Genomic DNA, 20,061 nt, shown 5'->3' with positions numbered 1-20,061 from the left:
ACGCTGGCCGCCCACGCGGCCCACTACACGATCACCGTGCCCCCGGGCGGCGAGCGCACGCTGCTCCGCCTCGACCTGGTCGGCGACGTGGCGGTGGCCAGGGTCGGCGACCGCACGGAGGACCTCTACTGGAACGGCACCCCGTGGGACATCGACATCTCCGGCGGCATCGAGACGGTCGAGGTCATGATTTATCCGCTTACGCCGGACACACCGGTGTGGCTGCCCGAGGCCGCGAGAGGGTCCGAGGGCGCGCGCATCCTCGACGCCACCGTGATCGACCACCGCGCGCACCCGCTTGACGCCCTCCGCGAGTAGGCGGATCTTTCTGGGCGGGAGGTCGCGGGCTCCGTGCCCTCGTACCGGATCTTCAGGGCCGGCTCGCCGCCGCCGGGGATCACCACGCTTCCACCGCGCACGCGCCCTTGCGGACGCCCAACTCGACCAGGTCCGTCTCCACCGCGGAGAGCGGATCGTCGAGCGGGATCCGGAACGTACGGATCTGGCCCGGCCCGAAGTCCGCCGTGAGCCTGATCCGGGCCAGCGGGACGTCGAGGATCGCCAGGGCGGCCCGGCCCGTGGTCTCGACGGCCCTGACCACCAGGTCGCGCGGCGCGTCCTCGTGCAGCTTGACCGCGGTCACCATGACCTGGCCGCCGCCGTCGTCCAGATAGCCGCGCGCCGCCAGGAGCGGGCCGTCGTGGAAGCTCTCCAGCATCGCGCGTACCGGGGAGCCGAGCAGCGCGGCCCGCCGGGTGAGCCCGGCCGCGCGCCGCCCCCGCCGGCCCGCCGTCTCCGGCAACGCGCCTTGAGAAGCGGAGCATCGAGCTCCCCGCACCCGCCGTGGTCGCAGGGGCGCCGTTCACCAAGCCGGAGCAGCCCCGGCACAGAGAAAGGGCCCGGTCTCAGAGACCGGGCCCTTTCGGCGAAGGCGCCTTCGGAGGGGAGGGAGGCGCCTTCAGGGAAGGGACGTCAGTGCTCAGTGGCCTTCTCCGCACCGACACCGGTGAGGGAGCGGACCTCTATCTCGGCGTACTTCGCGGCGTTGTACTCCTTGCTGAGGATCGTCCCGAGCCACCCGCACAGGAACCCGAGCGGGATCGACACGATGCCGGGGTTGCTCAGCGGGAACCAGTGGAAGTCCACGCCGTGGATCAGCGCCGTCACCGCGGTCCCGGCCGGAGGCGCCGGCGCGGAGACGACGGGCGAGAAGATCACCAGGATCAGAGCGGACCCCAGGCCGCCGTAGATGGCCGAGACCGCGCCCGTCGTGTTGAACCGCTTCCAGAACAGGCTGTAGAGGATCGCCGGCAGGTTGCCGGAGGCCGCGACGGCGAAGGCCAGGGCGACCAGGAAGGCGACGTTCTGCCCCTGGGCCAGGATCCCCAGGCCGATCGCGATGGCGCCGATGACCAGGGCGGACACGCGGGCCACCACGACCTCCTGCCGCTCGGTGGCCTGGCCGCGCTTGAAGACGTGCGCGTACAGGTCGTGGGAGAAGCTGGAGGAGGAGGCCAGCGTGAGGCCGGCCACCACGGCGAGGATCGTGGCGAAGGCGACGGCGCCGATGAGGGCCAGCAGGATCGTGCCGCCGACCGAGCCGAAGATCTCCTGGCCGATCTTCTCGGCCAGCATCGGGGCGGCCGTGTTGCCCGCCTTGTCGCCCTTGACGATCGCCTCCTTGCCGACCAGGGCCGCCGCGCCGAAGCCGAGGACCAGGGTCAGCAGGTAGAACACGCCGATGATGCCGATGCCCCACAGGACGGACTTGCGGGCGTCCTTGGCGGTGGGGACGGTGTAGAAGCGGATGAGGATGTGCGGCAGGCCCGCGGTGCCGAGCACGAGGGCGAGGCCCAGGCTGATGAGGTCGATCTTGCCGGCCAGGCCCTGCGCGTCCGTGCCGTACTTCAGGCCGGGGATGAGGAAGTTGCCGGGGTTCGCCTTGGGGCCGCTGGTCGTTGCGGCCTGGCCGAGCAGAGACGACAGGTTGAAGCCGAACTTGCCCAGCACCAGCACGGTCACCAGCGCGGCGCCGCTCATCAGCAGCACGGCCTTGACGATCTGCACCCAGGTGGTGCCCTTCATGCCGCCGAAGACCACGTAAACGATCATCAGCGCGCCCACGCCGACGATCGTCCACGCCTTGCCCGCCTCGCTGGTGATGCCGAGCAGCAGGCCGACCAGCGCGCCCGCGCCCACCATCTGGGCCAGCAGGTAGAAGATGCTGACCACGATCGTGGAGACGCCGGCCGCCGTGCGCACGGGGCGCGGGCTCATCCTGAACGCCAGCACGTCGGCCATGGTGAACTTGCCGGAGTTCCGCATCAGCTCGGCCACCAGCAGCAGCGCGACCAGCCAGGCGACCAGGAACCCGATCGAGTACAGGAACCCGTCGTAGCCGGACAGCGCGATGATGCCCGCGATGCCGAGGAAGGAGGCGGCCGACATGTAGTCGCCGCCGATGGCCAGGCCGTTCTGCACGCCGGTGAACGACCGGCCACCCGCGTAGTAGTCGGCGGCCGTCTTGGTCTGGCGGCTCGCCCAGAACGTGATCGCCAGCGTGCCGGCGACGAAGGTGAGGAAGAGGACCATCCCCAGGGTCGTGGAGCTCACTTGGACTTCTCCTCAACCTCGTGGCGGAGCTTGTCCGCGATCGGGTCGAGCTTCTTCTCGGCATGCCTGGCGTACGCCCACGCGATGAGGAACGTGGAGACGAACTGGAGCAAACCGAAGACGAGACCGACGTTGATGTCGCCGAGCAGCTTGATCCCCATGAAGCCGCGCGCCCATCCGGACAGCACCACGTAGAGCAGGTACCACACGAGGAACGCCACGGTCATCGGGAACGTCCAGGCGCGGAAGCGCCGTTTCAATTCCTGGAATTCACTGCTCTCCTGCACTTGCTCATAGACCGATGCGTCATGTTCTCTAGTCGTCACGAGACCTCCACTGTGATGCGGATCACGCCCAACGTAAGAGCGCAACCTACCTGTCGTGGAGGTCCGTGGTGGCGTTGTTCGGCGAGCCGCTGAGGTCCGGCGCTTAGTTGGGGATGGCCTGCGGCGAAAGGTCCGTTCAGCGCGATGAGCGGTCGCTCATACCCTTCACCGCATTATGGGAGCCCCCATGCCGGAGCACTCGCGTTGGCCGGGACGTCCCTGGGATCCGACGGCCTGACGCCGCGCCGGACGACCACCGCGGTCGCCCCCTTGCGCAGCGGGATCTCGATCGTTTCCGTCCCGCGGTACGGCAGCCGCCCGCCGCGCTCGTCGTGGACCTCGATCGGGCCCTCGATGCCGTGCCGCAGCCGCAGCGGCTCGCCCGCCTCGCTGGTGACCCTGACCCAGTCGGTACGCCCCCGGCTGCGCGAGGCGTCCACCAGGAACGCCCCCTGCGTCCGCAGCCGCTCCACCGAGGCGTCGGCCCAGGTCGCCGAGACCCCGGGGAACACGCCGACCACCCCGCCATGGCTCTGGATCAGCATGTCGAGCAGCGACTGCGCGGCGGCCAGCGGGCTCTCGATGGCGAGGTTGGAGCCTTCCCTGTACATGGTGTTGGGCGTGATCGCGCAGTTGTCGGCCACATTCCCGTCGATGAAGAACCGCAGGTGGGACAGCGCCTCCTCCGGGTTGCCGAACAGCGTCTCCATGGAGGAGGCGGCGGCGAAGCTGTAGCCGTGCCAGCGCTCGCGCATGCTCGCCCAGTGCTCGAAGCTCGTCCGGTCGAGCGACTCGCGCAGCGGGTAGATCCAGAGCAGGTGCGAGTAGTGCCGGTGCGACTCCGCGAGCGGCACGTCCGCCCCGATCATGACGCCCTGCTCGTTCCTGTGGTACGGCGTCAGCCGGTCGAGGATCTCCCGCCACCGGGGAGCGAGCGGGTCGTCGACGCGCAGCCGCTCGACGGTGTCGAGGAGGGTCCGGCAGCCCCAGCGGATGAGCGAGAGGTCGTAGGTGGCGTCGGAGGCGTTGGCGTACTCGGGCGAGCGGGTCTCCGGCAGGTGCAGCTTCCCGTCGGTGCCCTCGACGAGGAACCGGTCGTAGTACGCGATCGCGCCCGTGAGGATCGGATACAGCACGTCCTTGAGCACGGCGGCGTCCATGCTGTGCCGGTGGGCGAGCCAGACGTTGTGCATGGCCCAGGTGAGGTTGCCCGTGTGGTCGTTCGGACTCACGCCGGGGATGCCGACGTAGCGCGGTCCGGGCCGCAACATGCGGTCGCCCGGGTGGCACAGCGCCCAGGACTTCCCGTCGCGGTACCCGGGCTGGACGTTGAGCTCCAGATTCTCGTGATATTTCCGGAACGTGGTGGTGATGGCGTCCAGCTCCGGGTGGTTCGAGGCGTTGATCAGCGGATAGGCGACCTGGACGTTCAGGTTCCACCAGATGTTCGTCCAGCTGCTGCCCACCTCGGGGAACCACGGCCCCCACTCGGTCACCACCGGGGCGTTCTCCCGGGTGGCCGAGGCCATCTTGTAGAGCTGGATCCAGTAGAACCGCTGCAGCTTCTTGTCCGGGATGGAGACCAGGCTGCGCCGGTAGAAGCGCCGCCACCAGTGCCGGTGCACCAGGATCTGCGCCTCCGGGTTGCCGTCGAGCACCTGGCGCACCGCGCGCACGGCCTCGTCCACGCCGGTGGAGTCGGGGTAGCCGTACACGATCGTGGCGGCGAGCAGGCGCTTGCCGCCATCGCGGAGCTCGCGCCAGGCGGAGGTGTAGCCGCCGCCCGCGTGCATGGGCTGCTCGACGTGCCCGTTCGCGATCAGCGGGTCGGGGTTCGCGGTGTATTCGGGCGGGCGGCGGATCGTCCTGGTCGTGGAGGACGGCAGCGGCGTGAAGCCCCAGGCCGCCGCCTCCTCCCCCGCGCTGGGCTCCATCGACACGAGCAGGATGTCACGCTGGTTGAGCACGAGCGCGGTGAGCCGCACGCTGCCCTGCGAGGTCGTCACCGTGCCCGACAGCTCGGCGTGCTCCAGGTCCAGCCGCCAGTCCACGGCCGTGACCGCGCCGGCGAACGTCAGCGTGAGATAGCCGATGGGCAGCCGCGAGTAGCCGATCGCCGCCTCCCACTGGCCCCGCTGGTCCTGCACGAGGGAGTGGTTGAGCATGAAGCGCAGCACGTTGCCCTCGCCGGGCCGCTGGTAGACGTGCGCGGCGAGGAACCCGTTGCCCAGGAACGGCCCCTCCTGCCAGCCGGAGGGCGGCCGCCGCCACACCATGGCGGCGTCGGCCAGGACGTCGCCGTGCACGTCCCCGCCAGGCGACGCCTGGGCCCACGCCACGGGCGAGGTCACCGCCACGCCGGCCGCTCCCGCGCCCGCCACGAACGCTCGGCGTGAGATGCCGGTCATCGGGGTCCCTCCAGGGAAAGCGCGAACAGGTGCAGCTGGGGACGGGTGAGCGTGGGCAGGGTCAGCGAGCGCAGCTCCTTGGCCGGGTCGAGGGCCGCCTGCACCACGAACAAGCCCACCCGCAGCGAGTTGGCGCCCGTGCGGCCGTGGCGGTGGGTGCAGCGGAGCACCTCCATGGCGCCGGACCCGGGCTGGCCGCCCCAGTCGGGCATGACGAACGGCACCTCGGCGGTGGTGCCGTCGGTGTACGTGGCGGTCAGGGTGGAGGTGACGGCCCCTGAGCCGGCCGAGCCGAGCAACCGGACCTTGGCGTACTTCCCGGACGGCACGGTGATCGTCTGGCCCTGACCGGTGACGTTGTTCTTGGTGCCGTCGCCGTACGCGGGGAAGACGAAGCTCAGCCCCTCGTGGCTCAGCGGACCGGCGGGCGGCAGCTCCTCGGCCGGATACGTGTAGCCGGACCCGTCGAAGTCGCCGTCCGTCATCGCCTCGTGCGTGGAGACGCCGTCGTTGTCGAAGGAGCCCGACAGGTCCACCGGCGTGGTGGGCCCGGGAGGCGGGATCGGCGGCAGCCCCCAGGCATCCCCGGGCTTGCTCACGGGCACCGGTCCGATGACCGGGCCGGGCCGCCGGCCCGTGTAGACGAGCACCTCGCCGCCCTTGCCGAGGGCGATCTCCACGACGCCCTCGCCGAGGTCCTTCACCGAAGCGGCACGCCCGTCGGAGAGCACGGCCGTGACCGGCCCGTCCAGGCCGTGCTTGAGCCTGAGCGGCGCCCCCGCCAGGCTCCTGACCCGGATGAACGACGTACGGCCGCCCTTGCGCACCGCCGAGACCAGGAACGCGCCCTGGGTCCTGAAGTCGTGAACGGCGACGTCCTGCCACGACGCGGGAACGGCGGGGAAGACCCGGACGATCCCGCCCCAGCTCTGACAGAGCATGTCGTGGATCGACTGGGCACCCGACAGCGGTGTCTCGATGACCGGGCCGGCTTCGGCGTAGTGGGTGTTGGCCTGGCACGGGTAGCGGCTGGCCGGGTCGAAGAACCGCTCCAGGTAGGACAGTGCGGTGTCGCCCCTGCCCATCATCGCGTAGAGCGAGGCGGCGCCGGTGTAGCTGTAGCCGCGGTGCGCGCTCGTCAGCGACTGCCAGTGGGCGACCGACTTCTCGATCAGCTCCCTGTGCTCAGGCTGGTCCCAGTTGACCAGGTAGAGGGGGTAGACCATGAGGAGGTGGGAGTAGTGCCGGTGCGACTGCGCGTACGGCGTGCTCGCCCCGATCATGAACCCGTTCGCGTCGGCCGGGTAGTCCACGAGCGTGTCGAGCACCTCCACCCACCTGGCCTTGAGCGGGTCGGAGATCCCGAGCCGGTCCGCCGACTCGATCAGCGTCTGGCAGCCCCACCTGATCAGCGCGAGGTCGTAGTTGGTGTCCTGGGGCGGCGTGACCGGGTATTCGGGCGACAACGTGCTGGGCAGGTGCAGCCTGCCGTCCGCGCCCGCGGTCAGGAAGTGCAGGTAGTAGTTGATCGCCCGCCTGAGCAGCGGGAAGACCGTGTCGCGTAAGAGCTTGTCGTCCATGGTGTGCCGGTAGGTCAGCCACACGTTGTGCAGCGCCCACGTGAGGTCGCCCACCTCGGCGCCCGTGCCTGGCGTGCCCACGCTCCGGTTGGCGAACATGTCGGAGCTGCGCCCCACCCCCGCCGAGTCGGCCCGGTAGGCCTCGGGCACGTTGGCGACGAGCTGGTCGCGGTTGCGGTCGAGCGTGCTGGTGAGCGAGTCGAGCTCCAGGTGGTTGGAGCCGTGGATGAGCCAGTACTCGAGCTGCACGTTGAGGTTCCACCACACGGCGGGCCACGGGGTGGTCTCCAGCCAGGGGCCGCTGGTGGCCATGACCGGGCCGCCCACCCGGCTCGCCGCGGCGACCTTGTAGAGCTGGATCCAGTAGAAGCTCTGCAGCCGTTGGTCGGGCAGGGAGACGAAGCTCTTGTTGTAGAAGTCGTGCCACCAGTCCCGGTGCTGCTTCTTCATGATCCCGTACGGCGGCGCGTTCCGGATCTTGCCGAGCGCGGTCTCCTGGGCCTCGGTCGCGGACGGGAAACTGTGGCCCACGGCGACCAGGAGCGTCCCGTCCTTGACGCGGTAGGCGGTGGCGGTCTGTCCCCCGCCGGTGAGCGGCTGGAGCACCTGGTGCACGTCGCCGGCGGTGGCGGTGGTCCAGGCCGGGTTGGGCGTGTAGCCGCTGGGCGCGGCCTCGGAGGCCGATCGGGGGCTGACGGCGTCCTCGGGATGGAAGGTCCAGCGGACCTGCTCCTCCCCTTCGGCCTCGGCCTCGGCGACGAGGACCTCGTCGTGGATGCACGCGGAGAAGGAGAGTTCGCCCTTGTCCGTGGTGATGGTGCCGGTGACCTCGGCGTCCCACAGGCTGAGCCGCCAGTCGACGGCGGTGATCGTGCCCACGGGGTCGAGGGTGACGTGGCCGACGGGCAGGCGGCAGGTGCCCCAGCCGCTGCCGAACTGGGGCCGGTGGTCCTGGACACGGCCGTGCTGGACGGTGAAACGGATCTTGTTCTGGCCGGGCTCCTGATAGACCATGCTGCCCAGCAGCCCGTCTCCGAGGAACGGGCCCTCGTACCAGGTCCTGGGCATCCTGCCCCAGATCAGGTCCTGGCCCTGCATGAACTCCGGCCAGGGCACGCGCTCCTGGAGGCGCCAGCCCTGGGCCGCCGCCGCTTGCGCGGGCGCGGCGCGATCCGCCGCCGTGCGATCCGTTTCCGCGAGCGCCGGAGCGGCGGGGACGAGAGCGAGCCCTAAACCGCCGAGCACGGCACGGCGGGACGGGTCATCAACGGGGGGTGTCATCGGACTCTCCAGATCTCAAACGAGACATCGGATCTTTGGCCTTTATGACACCCAAGATGACCTTAGTCAAGGGATGTTAGCCAAGATTCATCGGATGCATCACCCTTTCACGGCGTAGCCGACGGGCTGGAAGGCGTACTCGGACGGGCCCTTGGGGATGGGTGCCGTCGACCAGGCCGTGACGCCGCTCTCCTGGACCGTCTTGATCACCTCGGGTCCTGGATGAGCATGCCGGTGACGCCCGAGGTGAAGCCCTGGACCATCTCGGGATAGCCTCAGGAGACGGAGTCGGGCGGGGACGCCTCCTTGAAGATCTTGACGTAGAGGTCTTTCGGGATTCAGGGCTTCGCCGTTGTACGCGCTGATCATCATGACCGCGTAGTCCGCGGCGCCCGCACTCCGTCCCGCACTCCCGCGTTTGGACAGCGCTGTCAGTCACGCTAGGCGACCAACCCCCTCCAGCGCTAGACCGAGATCCTTGATCAACGTGTCCGCGGGCTCCAGGCCGACCGAGAGTCGGACGAGGCCGACCGGGATGCCCATCGTCGCCCGCACGCTCTCCTCGGTGGACAGGGCGGGCGCGTTCACCAGGCTCTCGAAGCCTCCCCAGGACACCCCGATCCTGAAATGTCGCAATTTATCGAGGAAACCTCCAACCTCTTCCCGCGACTCCGTGTCCAGCACGAAGCTGAACAGGCTGGAGAACCCCGACATCTGCCGCAACGCGATGGCGTGCCCCGGATGGGACGGCAGCCCGGGATGGTTCACCGCCCGCACGGCCGGATGCCCGCTCAGGAACTCGGCCACGGCCAGCCCCCGCTCCTGGTGCGCCGCCATCCGTACCGGCAGCGTCCGCAGTCCCTTGATCACCTTGGCCGCGTCGTGCGGCGACATGGCGGCCCCGTACAGCTGGTACTCGGTCAGCGCCAGCGGCCTGATCAGCCTGGACGGGCCGGCGACCACGCCGCCGACGAGGTCGCTGTGCCCGCCGATGTACTTCGACAGCGAGTGCACGACGAGATCGACGCCCATGGTGAGCGGCTTCTGGAAGATGGGCGTGGACCAGGTATTGTCCATGACGGTCACCAGCCCGCGCTCCCGCGCCCACGCCGTCACTTCCGCGATGTCGAGCACGGCGTAGGCCATGTAGGAGGGCGATTCGAAGTAGAGTAGGCGGGTGCTCGGCCTGATAGCGCTGTCACACCCCGCGAGGTCGCCGACGTGCGTATGCGTGACACCGAACTTCTCCAGGTAACGCAGGAACTGAGTGGTGGGCCCGTACACCGCGCCCAGCACCAGGACGTGGTCCCCGGCCTGCACGAGCGAGGAGATGGTGGCCGAGATGGCCCCCATTCCCGACCCGAAACACTTCGCCCGCTCACCTCGCTCGAGCGCGGCGAGCTTACGCTGGGCCAGATCGACCGTCGGGTTGGTCCCCCGCCAGTAGACGTACCGCTCGTCCTCGTTCCTGACGGCCTCGCCGAGCTCCTCCGCCGTCGCGAAGGTGAACAGCGAGTTCTCGAACACCGGCGGGTTGACCGCGCCCAGCATCCAGGGCTCGTCCTCGCCCATCCGGCCACAGATCCATTCATCATCCATGGGGGCAGACTATGACAGCGAGGGAGCGCGGCCGCTTGGAGGGAAGCGGCAAGCCGACCATGGCTGATGTGGCCCGTCACGCGGGCGTGAGCCTCAAGACCGTCTCCCGGGTCGTCAACCAGGAGCCGCACGTCAGGGCCTCGCTGCAGGAGCGGGTGCAGGCGGCGATCAGCGCGCTCGGCTACCGTCGCAACGAGGCCGCCGCCCGCCTGGCCAGGGGCGCGACCATGCTGACGCTGGGCCTGGTGATGGAGAACATCTCGAACGAGTTCTACTCGCGCCTGGCGGCCGCCATCGAGTCCGCCGCGGCCGAGCACGAGGCGCTGGTGGTGTTCGGCTCGTACGAGGAGAGCGTGGACAAGGAGCGCATGCTGATCGAGTCCATGTACGCGCGGGGCGTGGACTCCCTGATCGTCGTCCCCTCGGCCGCCGATCACGGCTGGCTGGCCGAGCACGCCTCGCTCACCACGGTGTTCGTGGACCGGGTCCCGCCCGGGCTCGAGTCGGCGGACGTGGTGCTGCTGGACGACGTGCGGGGCGGCCGGGCCGCGACCGAGCACCTGCTGGCCCGTGGCCACCGCCGGATCGCGCTGATCTCGGACGACGAGAGGGTGAGCTCGGTGCACGACCGCGCTACCGGCTACCGCATGGCTCTGCGCGCGGCCGAAGTGGAGGCCGACGACGCGCTGGTGGTGCGCGGGATCTTCGACCCGTGGCGGGTCTCGCACGAGGTCACCCGCCTCCTGGACCTCGCCGATCCCCCGACGGCCTTCTTCGCCACCAACAACCGCGCCGCGATCGGCATCCTCCAGGCGCTGCGGGAGCGGCCCGAGCGGCCCGCGTACGTGGGCTTCGACGACTTCGCCCTGGCGGACGTCTTCAACCCGGGGGTGACGGTGGTCCGCTACGACACGACCCGCCTGGCCCGCAGCGCCGTCGACCTCCTGCTGAACCCGTCACCGTCACCGCGCCGCGTGAAGGTCCCGGTCGAGCTCGTGGCGCGCGGCTCCGGCGAGCTCCCGCCCCCCTGACGTGCCCGCGCTGAGCCCGGACGGCAGTGCACACAGCCGGGGCGCGACGCGGCCAATGCGTGTGCGCGCCCATGGGCCGCGGGACGCTAGGCGGGGGGTGCGGGGCGGGAGTGGTAGGCCTCGCGGAGGACCTGCGCCAGTTCGTCGGCCAGGTCGGGCGTGGCCGCCACGATGCCGCTCCAGCGCTTGGTGAGGTCGGTGTCCAGCCCGATGGCGCGGCCGAACACGTCTCTGACGGCCCCGCCCGCCGACTCCGCCAGCACCACCGAGGCGGCGATGTCCACCAGGCGGTGCGTGTCGGTGGCGGCGTCGGCGAAGGCGTCGGTCGCGCCCTGAGCCACGAGCGCCCCCTCCAGGCAACTCGTGGACAGGATCCGCACGCGGGCCGCCCGCCGCGCCACCTCCCACCAGGCCGCGGCCGCCCCCGGGTTGGCCGGGTGCGGCCGCAGCAGGGACACCGCCGCGCCCGCCAGCGTCCTACGGCCCGTCGTGCGCAGCCGGGACGGCACGCCCGACGCCGCCCACCAGCTCCTCCCCGTATCCAGCCAGACGGTCAGCGCCTCGGTGAAGACGCCGTCCTCAGCCACGGCCGCGGAGAACGCGGACAGGGGCACTCCCGCGGCCGCGTTCGCGGAGCCGTCCACGGGGTCCATGACCAGGGTCAGCGCCGAGCCGTTGTCCACCCAGCCGGTCTCTTCGCTGAGCACGTTGAGCGGGTGGCTGGACAGGGCGGCCAGGATCGCGTTCTCGACGAGTACGTCGATGCGCATCGTGGGGGTGCCATCCGCGCCCTCCGCCACGACGGCCGCCAGGGCCGCGGGGTCGTGCTCGGCGGTCGCGGCGGTGTAGGCGTCGAGTGCGGCGGAGGCCGCGGCGGCAAGCGCCGGATGCGCCTCCGCCGGCACCCCGGCACTCCACCCCCGCCGGCCCGGCATCGGCGGCCTCGGGCCGGAGCCGTTCCCGTGCTCATCCGCGACCGGCATCGCGTTCTCCACTCCTCGCGGCGTCTCCGTCATCGTCCTACCCCCGCGGGCAGCGCGACGTCACCCGCCGTGACCGTCATCCGTACGGTCGGCCACCCCCGGTCCATCGTCACCGCCGCCAGGTCGCCGCGCTGCCCCTCGACCAGCTCGCCTCGATCGGACAACCCCGCGACCGACGCCGGGCCGGACGTGACCAGAGCCACCGCCCGCGGCAGCGTGACGCTCTCGCGGGAGGCCAGCAGCAGGGCGGCCGCCAGCGGCGCCGAGGGCATGTAGTCGCTGGACAGCCCGTCCACGAGGCCGGCCGCGACCAGCTCGGCCGCCGCCACGTTCCCCGAGTGGGAGCCGCCCCGCAGGACGTTGGGGGCGCCGGCCACCACCCGCAGCCCGCGCTCGCGAGCCGCCCGGGCGGCCTCCATGGTCGTGGGAAACTCGGCCACCGCCACCCCGTTTGCCAGCGCGACGTCGATCTCGTCCGCTGTCACCGGGTCGTGCGCGAGCAACCGCGCCCGCCCCAGCGCCGCCAGCTCCGACAGCCGCCCCAGCGCGATCTCCCGTTGCCCGATACGGGTGTCGCGCTCGGCCACCAGGGTCTCCACCCGCCGCTGCGCCTCCTCGGTGGAGATGCCCTCGGTGCCCTCCAGCCAGCGCCGGTAGACGGCCGAGTCCCGGTACTGTCCCTGCCCGGGCGTGTGGTCCTCGAAGGACACCAGCGGCGGTGGCGTGGGCGTATCGGACAGGCACGCGTCGAGACCCGCCAGGCCCTCGGGGTCTCGGGCGTCGAGCCGGTAGAGGATGCGGTGGTCCACCAGCGCGTGCCCGGAGGCCGCGCGCTCCTTGATCGCGGCGTCGAGCAGGTGCGCCCGCTCGACCGTGCGCCCCTTGCGGTAGTGCGACTCGAACGCCACCCCGTGGAACACGGTCGTGACACCGGCCGCCCGCACCCGGCCCTCGAAGCTCGACACCCCGAACCCCACCTCGAACTCCGCCCCAGGCCGGGGCCGCAGCTCGGTCTCCAGCCCGTCGCTGTGGGTGTCCACGATGCCGGGCAGCAGCAGGGCCCCCCGCATGTCCACCGCTTCTGCGGGGACGGCGCCGGGACGCGTGGGCCCGACGTGGGTGATCAGGCCCTCCTCCACGACGACGAGCGCGTCGTCGATGACGCGGTCGGGCAGTACGGCTCTGGCATGGGCGAACGCTCTCATCGAGCCACCTCCAGCTTCAGTTCTGCGGGCGGTCCTGAGGCGGCCACCCTGCCTTCTTCGAGCACCACCACGCGGGTGGCCAGCCGTTCGATGGCGTCGAGGTCGTGGAAGACGGACAGCACCGCCACTCCCGCGCCCGCCAGCTCGGCGATCATGGACAGCACGGCCTCCCTGTTGGCCGGGTCGAGCGCCGACACCGGCTCGTCGAGCAGCAGCAGCCTGGGAGGCGAGATGGTGCCGGCGGCGAGGTTCACGCGCTGCTTCTGGCCGCCGGACAGGACGGTCGTGTGCATGGCCCACAGCCGCTCATCGATGCCGAGCCGGCGCAGCGCCGCCGCCGCGGCGTCCCTGGCCGCGTCGAGGTCCAGGCCGCGGGCCGCGCCCGCACGGGCCACGACGTCCAGCACGGCCCTGCGCGGCTCGGCGCGCAGGAACTGCGACACGTAGCCCAGCTCCCTGCCCCGCAGGTTGGCGACCTGGGGGTCGGTCAGCGCGGCGAGGTCGACCGCCGTCCCCGACGAAGTGCGCAGGACGATCCGGCCGGCGGTGGGGACGTACGTGCGGTAGACGCACCTGAGCAGCGACGACTTGCCGGCGCCGGACGAGCCCGCGAGCGCGACATGCTCGCCTTGGGCCACGTCGAGGTCCACGCCGCGCAGCGCGCCGACTGTGCGGCCGTCGATCGTGTGCAGGGTGAACGACTTGACCAGTCCCCTGATCTCCAGAACGTTCATCCGCGCGCCGCCGCGACCAGTCGCTGGCTGTAGGGGTGCTGCGGGTCCTCCAGCAGTTGGTCGGTCAGGCCGGTCTCCACGACGCGGCCGTGCTGCATCACCATCACCCTCCTGGTCAGCATCTCGATGACGCCGAAGTCGTGGGAGACGACCACGGCGGCGACGCCGAGCCGTTCCAGCAGGCCCCTGAGCAGGTCGAGCACGCCGGCCGCGACTGAGGCGTCCAGGCCCGTGGTCGGCTCGTCGAGCAGCAGCACGGGCGGACGGTTGGCCAGCGCCTTGGCGATCTGCACGCGCTGCCTCATGCCGCCGGAGAACGTGCGTACCGGATCGTCCATGCGGGCCAGCGGCACCTCTGTCAGCTCCAGCAGCTCGGCGGCCCGCTCTCGGATGCGGCCGAAGTGCCGCCCGCCCGCCGCGGTGAGCCGCTCGGCGATGTTGCCGCCCGCGCTGATGTCGAGGTCGAGCCCCGCGGCGGGGTCCTGGTAGACCACGGAGATCCGGTCGACTCGCAGCCGCCGCCGCGCGCTGTCGCCGAGCGCGAGCACGTCGGTTCGTCCGTCGTCGTAGCCGCGCAGGTAGGCGCGGCCCCGGCTGGGCCGCTCGTCGCCGGCCAGGCAGCGCATGACCGTCGACTTGCCCGACCCCGACTCGCCTACGATGCCGAGTGCCTCGCCGGGCTCCACCTCGAAGCCGACGTCCCACGCGGCCACCACCGCGCCGGTCGCGGGCGAGACCGAGGTGCCGTGCTCGGGCCCGGTGCCGGGCAGCGACCGCTGCCCCTGCTCGCCGTAGACCCTGCCGAGCCCGTCAACCTTCAACGCCCAGCTCATCTACCCTCCCTGTTACGCGTGCAGTGGTCCGTGTCGCTGCACACCCAGGCCACGGAGCCGTCTTCCGACGGCACCTCGACCAGATACGTCTCATCGGCGCCGCAGTGGCGGCAGGCCGCGCCCGGCGTGTGCTCGACCTCGAACGGAACGTCCTCGAAGACCAGCGGCTCCACCCGCGTGTGCGGCGGCACCGCATAGATCCGCTTCTCCCGCCCCGCCCCGAACAGCGTCAGGTGCTCGGCCCGGTCCAGCTTCGGCACGTCGAACCTCGGGATGGGCGTGGGCGAGATCAGGTACCTGCCGTCGACCATGCACGGGTAGCCGGCCGTCTTGGTGACGAGGCCGTTGCGCACGATGTCCTCGTACAAACCGACCCACATCCGGGAGTAGTCGGCCTCGGCGTGCATGCGGCGCTGCTCGCGCACGTCGGACTCGACGGCGCGCAGCGGCTCGGGCACCGGCACCTGGAGCACGAGGACCTGGTCGGCGCGGAGCGGCGTCTCGGGGATGCGGTGCCTCGACTGGATCAGGCTGGCCCGGCGTGTGTCGGTCTCCTCCTCGCAGCCGACGTGGCCGACGACGAGGCGGCGCAGGTTGGCGGCGTTCACGCCGCCATCCTCGCCCTGGTCGATGACCTTGAGCCGGTCCGACGGGCCGACGAGCGCCAGCGTCACCTGCAGCCCGCCGGAGCCCCAGCCGCGGGCTACCGGCATCTCCCTCGAGCCGAACGGCACCTGGTAGCCGGGCACGGCCACCGCGGTGAGCGCGGCCCTGCGTACCTCGCGCTTGGACAACTCGTCGAAGATGCCCCGGTGGCCGCCGGCTCCGGCCAGCTCCGTGACCGTCCTCATCGGCCGACCGCCTTCTCCATGGCGGCCCGTACCGCGCGCTTGCGGTCGAGCACCGATCTGAAGTCCACGTAGTGGGGCAGTTTGAGGTGCTCCAGGAAGCCGGAGGCCTCGATGCCGTCGAGGGTCAGCAGGACCTCCTGCTCCAGGCTCGTACGCCCGCCGTCCCGGTGGACCAGCAGGTCCAGCCCGGCCATGGCGATGGCCTTGCGCTCGTTGTGCCCGAAGCACATGCCGTAGCCGAGGTCCAGCCTGCTGCGGTCCTCCTCGGCGCGGTCGAGGTCGTCGATGGTCTCCACCTCGGTGACCCGCACCTCGGCCACCTTGACCGGGTTTCCGGTGAGCGGGTGGCGGACCCGGACCGGGAGGGTCCCGTGGCGCACCTCGCCGGGGAACTCGTGGTTGTGCCTGCCCGGCTGGAACGTGTTGGCGTACCAGAGATGCACGAGGGCGCCGGTCTCGGCGCGCGCCATCGCCGTCAGCCGCGCCGACCTGGGCACTCCCGGACGGACGGGCAGCCTCGTGATGTCGTACGGCTCCGGGTCGCCACCGGTGCGCCGGTCGACCAGCATGCCCATCGAGCGGAGCAGGCCGAGCAGGCGGGGCGGGCGGCGCGGATCGTGGCCGTCATGCCCGTTGTGGTGAACGGGCGACTCGGGTACGGGCGCGGGCTCGTGGACACGGGCCTTGGCCTGCTCCTCCGGCATGAGGTCGAGCAGCCGGCCCACGTAGTCGAGGGTGCGGCCGAGCAGCTGGCTGCCCGGCGGGTTGCGGAAGGCAGGCGAGATACGGCGCGAGACGCGCAGTTCGTCGGCGTGCACCGGCTCCGAGTACGCCACCCGGGGCAGCGTGGAGCGGTGTGCCCTGATGAGCTGTGCGGCCTCCTGCACGTCGCCCTCCGACTGGCGCAACGCCCTGGCCGCCAGCTCGGGGGCCCACAGGCCGCCCTCCCCCATGATGCGGTCCACGGCCAGCCGCAGCCGTCCGGTGATCTGGTCGATGCCGAGCCAGGCGCTGGGGCCGCCGTACCGGTGGCGTTCGACGAGCCGCTCGGCGGCGAGGATGGCCTCGTGACCGCCGCTGGCACCTGAGTACCCCATTCAGTCGTCTCCGTTCTCGATCTCGATGCGGGTGCTGCGCGGCAACCCGGCGACAGTCGCGTCCCCGGCGACGAGGAAGGTGTCGATCCCGGCAGGGAAGCCGGCGTTGGCCTCGGCGAGGGCGGCGAACACCGCGCGCGGCAGGCCCGCGACCCGCAAACGCCGCGTCCCCGGCACCCCGGGCCCGCTCAGCGCGAGCCCGACCCCCTCCGCGCCCAACGTGGTGACGGCGGCGATCAGGCGGGTGCCGTGCTCGGGATGCAGGGCGTCCCCGCGGCGCATGGCCGCGATCTCGGCGACCGTCGGCGGGCGCAGCGCGACCACCATGCGGGCCGCCTCCGGCGGTGCGACCGGCGCCGAAGTCGCCAGGTGCAGGGCCCGCGCCCAGTGCTCGTCGCCGGAGTCAGTCAGCACAGCGGTGGGCACCTCGACGTCGGCCAACCCGGCCGCCACGGTCAGGGCGGGCGGGCCGTCGGCGCGTCCCACCGCGTCGAGCACTCCCGGGCGGGACAGCGCGTTCAGCAGCGCGCGGAAGTCCGCCTGCGCCTGCGCCGGCGTGGGCGTCACCGCCCGGACGTGAACGCCGAGCCCGGCGGTGGAAACAGCCGTCATGTCAGCTCCTCGAAGGCCACCCGGGTAGCGGACACCTCGGCCCATTCGGCGGCGTCCTCGCCGGCCCGCCGCTCGGCGACGGCCACGCACAAGGCATGTACGTCCCGGGCGGCAGGCAGTTCGGCGGCCGCGGCGGCGTCGAGCAGGGCGGCCGCGAGCGCGGCCACGCGGTCGTCATCGCCGCGCATGCTCCATCCCGCGGTTCCGGCCACCTCGACGGTGCACGAGGTGACCAGCACTTCGCCCAGGTGGAAGCGCTCCTCGGCCACCGGCTCGCGCACGGTGAGCATCACCATCCCCACTTCGGGCGCGTGCAGGACGGTCGGCTCGCCGAGGTCGCCCGACTGGAGCAGGCGCTCGGCGAGGGGCAGTAGTTCGTCGGGAGTGGCGGCGGCGAGCAGCTCGGCGCGTTCCTCCCTGGTCATCACGTCGGTCAATGGTTTTCCTCTTCGATCTCGAAGGTGACGTCGAGCACGTCGGGCCGCAGGTACGTGCGCGCGTACTCGACGTACGGGCCGCCGACGGCGCGGTTCACGCTCTCGGCCAGCCAGACGGGTCCCCGGCTGCCGCCCGTCAGGTGCTCGGCGATCGCCTGCGGGGGGACGTCCAGGCTGATGCGGTAGCGGGAGCGGACGACGGTGAGGCCGTAGCGGCGGCGCAGCACCTTGTGCAGGGAGACCTCGTCGCCGAGCTCCCTGTCCAGGTTCAGCAGGGGGCGCCGGGGCAGGACGCTGGTGGCGTACGCGGCGACCTCGCCGTTCACGCTGAACACCCGCTCGACCGCCCACACGGCCGCGCCGGTGGCCAGGCCGAGCCTGGCGCGTTCCTGCTCGACCGCGCGGCGGACGCCGCAGCTGATCAGCCGCGTGCCCGGCTCGGCGCCCGCCAGCCGCACGGTCTCGCTGAACGACGGCGGGAAGTGAGCGGAGATCACGTACTCCACACGCCCGCGCCTGAAGGTGCCGACACCCTGGACGCGGCGCACCAGCAGCCGCCGCTCCAGCTCCTGCAGGGCGGCGCGGGCCGCCGGCCTGCTGACCTGGAAGCGCTCGGCCAGCACGTGCTCGCTCGGCACCTGCGCTCCCACGGGAACGTGCGCCAGCTCCGCCTCCAGGATGTCGGCCATCTCCAGGTAGCGCTGCGTGCTTGTCATGACAAGCAGCCTCGGCGCGGTCTCTGACCGGCGGGTGAACGGACGGCGACGCCGCACGAGCGTGGAGGCCATCAACGCAGGACGGATCTGAGCCGGGCCGAGATCGCCTCCACGGCCAGGACCAGCACGAACACCGGCAGCACGATCGCCGTCACCACGGAGTAGTCGAGCGCCCTGATGTGCTGGCTCAGCGCGTACCCGAGCTCTCCCGCGCCGACGATGCCGAGGATGAAGAAGGCCCGCAGGTTCACGTCGAGCGCGTACAGGGTGGTCGCCACCAGCCGCGGCGTGAGCTGGCCGAGGACGGCCACGGTCAACTCCTGCCCGGGCCCCGCGCCCGCGGACAGCACGGCCTCCCGCGGCCCCCGGCGCAGCTCCTCCGCGTCGTCGGCGACGAGCTTGGCGACCAGGGCGGCGCTGAAGACGGCCAGTGCCAGGGTGCCCGCGACCGGCCCCTCCATGAGCCCGAACGCCGCCACGAACACCAGCACGAGCAGCAGGTCGGGGATGGAGCGCAGGCCGACGCAGAGGGCACGGGCGGCCAGGCGTACGCCGTTGTTGGGCGCGACGGCTCGCGCGGCGGCGAGGCCGAGCGGCACACCCGCGAGCGCGCCGAGGAAGGTCGCGCCGAACGCGATGGCAGCCGTTTCCAGCAGCCCTTCGCCGAGCAGGCCGGCCACGGGCGCGAAGTCGGGCGGGAAGAACTCGCCGAGCGCCCGCACAGAGCCGCTCGCCGCGTCCGCCAGCGCCGCCGGGCCCGCGCCGACGCGCCAGAACGCCACGGCGGCCAGCACCAGGGCGCCCCATCCGGCCAGGTGCGCGGCGAGCCGGGAACGTGTCCACGGCACGCGCGTCCCCTTGACCGGCGGGATCGAGCCGGCGCGTCCGGAGCCCAGGAGCTGGCCGCGCAGTGTCACGGACACCGCCTCGACGAGCAGCACGACGGCCACCGTGACCAGGGCGATCCCGGTGGCCTCCGGATAGTCGGTGAACCCGAACGCGGTCTTCAGGTCGAGCCCGATGCCGCCCGCGCCGACGGCGCCGAGCAGCACGGAGCCGCGGAAGTTGATGTCGAGCCGGTACAGGATGGCCGCGATCCAGGCGGGTGCCACCTGCGGCAGCACGCCGGCCAGCAGCCGCTGGGCGGGCCCCGCGCCGGTGCCCGCCACGGCCTCGCGCACGCCCGCGTCGGCGTTCTCGATCGCCTCGGCGAACAGTTTGCCCAGCATGCCCACTGAGTGCAGGCCCAGCGCCAGAACGCCGGGCAGGGGGCCGATGCCGATCGCGGCCACGAAGAACACGGCGAACACGACGTCGGGGATCGCCCGGCAGGCGACGATCACGCCGAGCGCGGCCGATCTGACCACCTTGCCGCGCGAGGCGGCCAGCACGCCGAGCACAGCGGCCAGCAGCGTGGCCAGCGCCGTGCCCGCGACTGCCATCCAGAACGTGTCGAGCGCGTGCGCGAGCGTGGTGGCGGGATCCGACAGCGTGGGCGGCCAGGCCCGCGCGAGCAGCGCCGAGACCTCCCCCGCCCCGGCGACCAGCCCTCCGACACCGACGCCGAGCCGGTCGAGCGCGGCGATCCCGAGCGCCGCGAACACGATCGGGAACCCCCACGCCGCCGCCCGCCGCCCGGTCATGGGCGCCTTCGGCCGGCCCCCGCCGCCTCTGGGCCCGCCTCTGGGCGGCGCCTCGACCTGGTGGGTGGTCATGGGACCGTCACGGGGTCCGACACGTACAGCGTGCGCAGCC

Annotated in this window: 18 protein-coding genes; 2 read left to right on the top strand and 16 right to left on the bottom strand. The window is 71.8% G+C overall.

The genetic code is table 11. The annotated features are described in order from the left end of the window. On the top strand, nucleotides 1-318 hold a 318-nt coding region (locus tag AB0J09_RS28200; protein WP_360697355.1), incomplete at its 5' end, for a hypothetical protein. Between the two features lie 79 nt (nucleotides 319-397). Here the strand turns inward: AB0J09_RS28200 and AB0J09_RS28195 are convergent. The 6 genes from AB0J09_RS28195 to AB0J09_RS28170 all read right to left on the bottom strand — a co-directional run bounded on the left by AB0J09_RS28195 (nucleotide 398) and on the right by AB0J09_RS28170 (nucleotide 9,807). Then, nucleotides 398-802: a hypothetical protein gene (locus AB0J09_RS28195; RefSeq protein ID WP_360697352.1), complete on the bottom strand. Its 405-nt coding sequence runs from the start codon at nucleotides 800-802 to the stop codon at nucleotides 398-400. Between the two features lie 170 nt (nucleotides 803-972). Continuing rightward, nucleotides 973-2,592, bottom strand: coding sequence for a cation acetate symporter (locus tag AB0J09_RS28190; RefSeq protein WP_360697361.1), 1,620 nt, complete (start codon nucleotides 2,590-2,592; stop codon nucleotides 973-975). A gap of 17 nt (nucleotides 2,593-2,609) precedes the next feature. Next, complete coding sequence (locus AB0J09_RS28185) at nucleotides 2,610-2,939, bottom strand: DUF485 domain-containing protein (protein ID WP_360697349.1); 330 nt, start codon at nucleotides 2,937-2,939, stop codon at nucleotides 2,610-2,612. Between the two features lie 173 nt (nucleotides 2,940-3,112). Next, nucleotides 3,113-5,347: a glycoside hydrolase family 95-like protein gene (locus AB0J09_RS28180; protein ID WP_360697346.1), complete on the bottom strand. Its 2,235-nt coding sequence runs from the start codon at nucleotides 5,345-5,347 to the stop codon at nucleotides 3,113-3,115. Then, nucleotides 5,344-8,208: a Tat pathway signal sequence domain protein gene (locus AB0J09_RS28175; RefSeq protein ID WP_360697343.1), complete on the bottom strand. Its 2,865-nt coding sequence runs from the start codon at nucleotides 8,206-8,208 to the stop codon at nucleotides 5,344-5,346. Before AB0J09_RS28175 ends, AB0J09_RS28180 begins: the two co-directional genes overlap by 4 nt. Before the next feature lie 435 nt (nucleotides 8,209-8,643). Then, complete coding sequence (locus tag AB0J09_RS28170) at nucleotides 8,644-9,807, bottom strand: PLP-dependent aspartate aminotransferase family protein (protein WP_360697340.1); 1,164 nt, start codon at nucleotides 9,805-9,807, stop codon at nucleotides 8,644-8,646. 11 nt (nucleotides 9,808-9,818) lie between these two features. Here AB0J09_RS28170 and AB0J09_RS28165 point away from each other — a divergent pair, with 11 nt between their 5' ends. Continuing rightward, a complete protein-coding gene (locus AB0J09_RS28165) occupies nucleotides 9,819-10,838 on the top strand; it encodes a LacI family DNA-binding transcriptional regulator (protein WP_360697337.1) in 1,020 nt (339 codons plus the stop codon). Nucleotides 10,839-10,924: 86 nt separating this feature from the next. Here AB0J09_RS28165 and AB0J09_RS28160 read toward each other — a convergent pair whose 3' ends face one another. The 10 genes from AB0J09_RS28160 to AB0J09_RS28115 form a co-directional block, all read right to left on the bottom strand. Continuing rightward, the gene (locus tag AB0J09_RS28160) at nucleotides 10,925-11,821 is read right to left on the bottom strand and encodes an inositol monophosphatase family protein (protein WP_360697334.1); all 897 of its coding nucleotides are present in this window, start codon (nucleotides 11,819-11,821) and stop codon (nucleotides 10,925-10,927) included. A 29-nt stretch (nucleotides 11,822-11,850) separates the two neighbouring features. Then, nucleotides 11,851-13,026, bottom strand: a complete 1,176-nt coding sequence (locus AB0J09_RS28155; RefSeq protein ID WP_360697331.1) for an alpha-D-ribose 1-methylphosphonate 5-triphosphate diphosphatase — start codon at nucleotides 13,024-13,026, stop codon at nucleotides 11,851-11,853. Continuing rightward, complete coding sequence (locus tag AB0J09_RS28150; RefSeq protein WP_360697328.1) at nucleotides 13,023-13,760, bottom strand: ATP-binding cassette domain-containing protein; 738 nt, start codon at nucleotides 13,758-13,760, stop codon at nucleotides 13,023-13,025. Before AB0J09_RS28150 ends, AB0J09_RS28155 begins: the two co-directional genes overlap by 4 nt. Further along, complete coding sequence (locus AB0J09_RS28145) at nucleotides 13,757-14,593, bottom strand: ATP-binding cassette domain-containing protein (RefSeq protein WP_360697324.1); 837 nt, start codon at nucleotides 14,591-14,593, stop codon at nucleotides 13,757-13,759. Before AB0J09_RS28145 ends, AB0J09_RS28150 begins: the two co-directional genes overlap by 4 nt. Next, complete coding sequence (locus tag AB0J09_RS28140) at nucleotides 14,590-15,444, bottom strand: alpha-D-ribose 1-methylphosphonate 5-phosphate C-P-lyase PhnJ (protein ID WP_360697321.1); 855 nt, start codon at nucleotides 15,442-15,444, stop codon at nucleotides 14,590-14,592. The genes AB0J09_RS28145 and AB0J09_RS28140 overlap by 4 nt, the downstream gene beginning before the upstream one ends. Next, nucleotides 15,441-16,541, bottom strand: coding sequence for a carbon-phosphorus lyase complex subunit PhnI (locus AB0J09_RS28135; RefSeq protein WP_360697319.1), 1,101 nt, complete (start codon nucleotides 16,539-16,541; stop codon nucleotides 15,441-15,443). The genes AB0J09_RS28140 and AB0J09_RS28135 overlap by 4 nt, the downstream gene beginning before the upstream one ends. Continuing rightward, nucleotides 16,542-17,153 carry a phosphonate C-P lyase system protein PhnH gene (gene phnH, locus AB0J09_RS28130; RefSeq protein WP_360697315.1) on the bottom strand — a complete coding sequence of 204 codons (612 nt, stop codon included), beginning with the start codon at nucleotides 17,151-17,153 and terminating at the stop codon, nucleotides 16,542-16,544. Further along, nucleotides 17,150-17,581, bottom strand: coding sequence for a phosphonate C-P lyase system protein PhnG (gene phnG / locus AB0J09_RS28125; protein WP_360697358.1), 432 nt, complete (start codon nucleotides 17,579-17,581; stop codon nucleotides 17,150-17,152). Before phnG ends, phnH begins: the two co-directional genes overlap by 4 nt. A gap of 5 nt (nucleotides 17,582-17,586) precedes the next feature. Beyond that, nucleotides 17,587-18,306 carry a GntR family transcriptional regulator gene (locus AB0J09_RS28120; RefSeq protein ID WP_360697312.1) on the bottom strand — a complete coding sequence of 240 codons (720 nt, stop codon included), beginning with the start codon at nucleotides 18,304-18,306 and terminating at the stop codon, nucleotides 17,587-17,589. Nucleotides 18,307-18,377: 71 nt separating this feature from the next. Continuing rightward, a partial coding sequence (locus tag AB0J09_RS28115) for an ABC transporter permease subunit (RefSeq protein WP_360697309.1) occupies nucleotides 18,378-20,061 on the bottom strand: 1,684 nt, incomplete at its 5' end.

It is taken from the genome of Nonomuraea sp. NPDC049784 (assembly GCF_040659615.1).
Classification (GTDB): Bacteria; Actinomycetota; Actinomycetes; order Streptosporangiales; family Streptosporangiaceae; genus Nonomuraea.
Note: the sequence above shows the minus strand (reverse complement) of the source record. Positions and strands in the feature narration are given on the sequence as shown.

Coding starts and splice junctions, on each gene's coding strand:
- AB0J09_RS28135 (WP_360697319.1), bottom strand. CDS start 16,541: ATGGGGTACTCAGGTGCCAGCGGCGGTCACGAGGCCATCCTCGCCGCC.
- AB0J09_RS28175 (WP_360697343.1), bottom strand. CDS start 8,208: ATGACACCCCCCGTTGATGACCCGTCCCGCCGTGCCGTGCTCGGCGGT.
- AB0J09_RS28150 (WP_360697328.1), bottom strand. CDS start 13,760: ATGAACGTTCTGGAGATCAGGGGACTGGTCAAGTCGTTCACCCTGCAC.
- phnH (WP_360697315.1), bottom strand. CDS start 17,153: ATGACGGCTGTTTCCACCGCCGGGCTCGGCGTTCACGTCCGGGCGGTG.
- AB0J09_RS28165 (WP_360697337.1), top strand. CDS start 9,819: ATGACAGCGAGGGAGCGCGGCCGCTTGGAGGGAAGCGGCAAGCCGACC.
- AB0J09_RS28160 (WP_360697334.1), bottom strand. CDS start 11,821: ATGCCGGTCGCGGATGAGCACGGGAACGGCTCCGGCCCGAGGCCGCCG.
- AB0J09_RS28140 (WP_360697321.1), bottom strand. CDS start 15,444: ATGAGGACGGTCACGGAGCTGGCCGGAGCCGGCGGCCACCGGGGCATC.
- AB0J09_RS28120 (WP_360697312.1), bottom strand. CDS start 18,306: ATGACAAGCACGCAGCGCTACCTGGAGATGGCCGACATCCTGGAGGCG.
- AB0J09_RS28155 (WP_360697331.1), bottom strand. CDS start 13,026: ATGAGAGCGTTCGCCCATGCCAGAGCCGTACTGCCCGACCGCGTCATC.
- AB0J09_RS28180 (WP_360697346.1), bottom strand. CDS start 5,347: ATGACCGGCATCTCACGCCGAGCGTTCGTGGCGGGCGCGGGAGCGGCC.
- AB0J09_RS28145 (WP_360697324.1), bottom strand. CDS start 14,593: ATGAGCTGGGCGTTGAAGGTTGACGGGCTCGGCAGGGTCTACGGCGAG.
- AB0J09_RS28190 (WP_360697361.1), bottom strand. CDS start 2,592: ATGGTCCTCTTCCTCACCTTCGTCGCCGGCACGCTGGCGATCACGTTC.
- AB0J09_RS28170 (WP_360697340.1), bottom strand. CDS start 9,807: ATGGATGATGAATGGATCTGTGGCCGGATGGGCGAGGACGAGCCCTGG.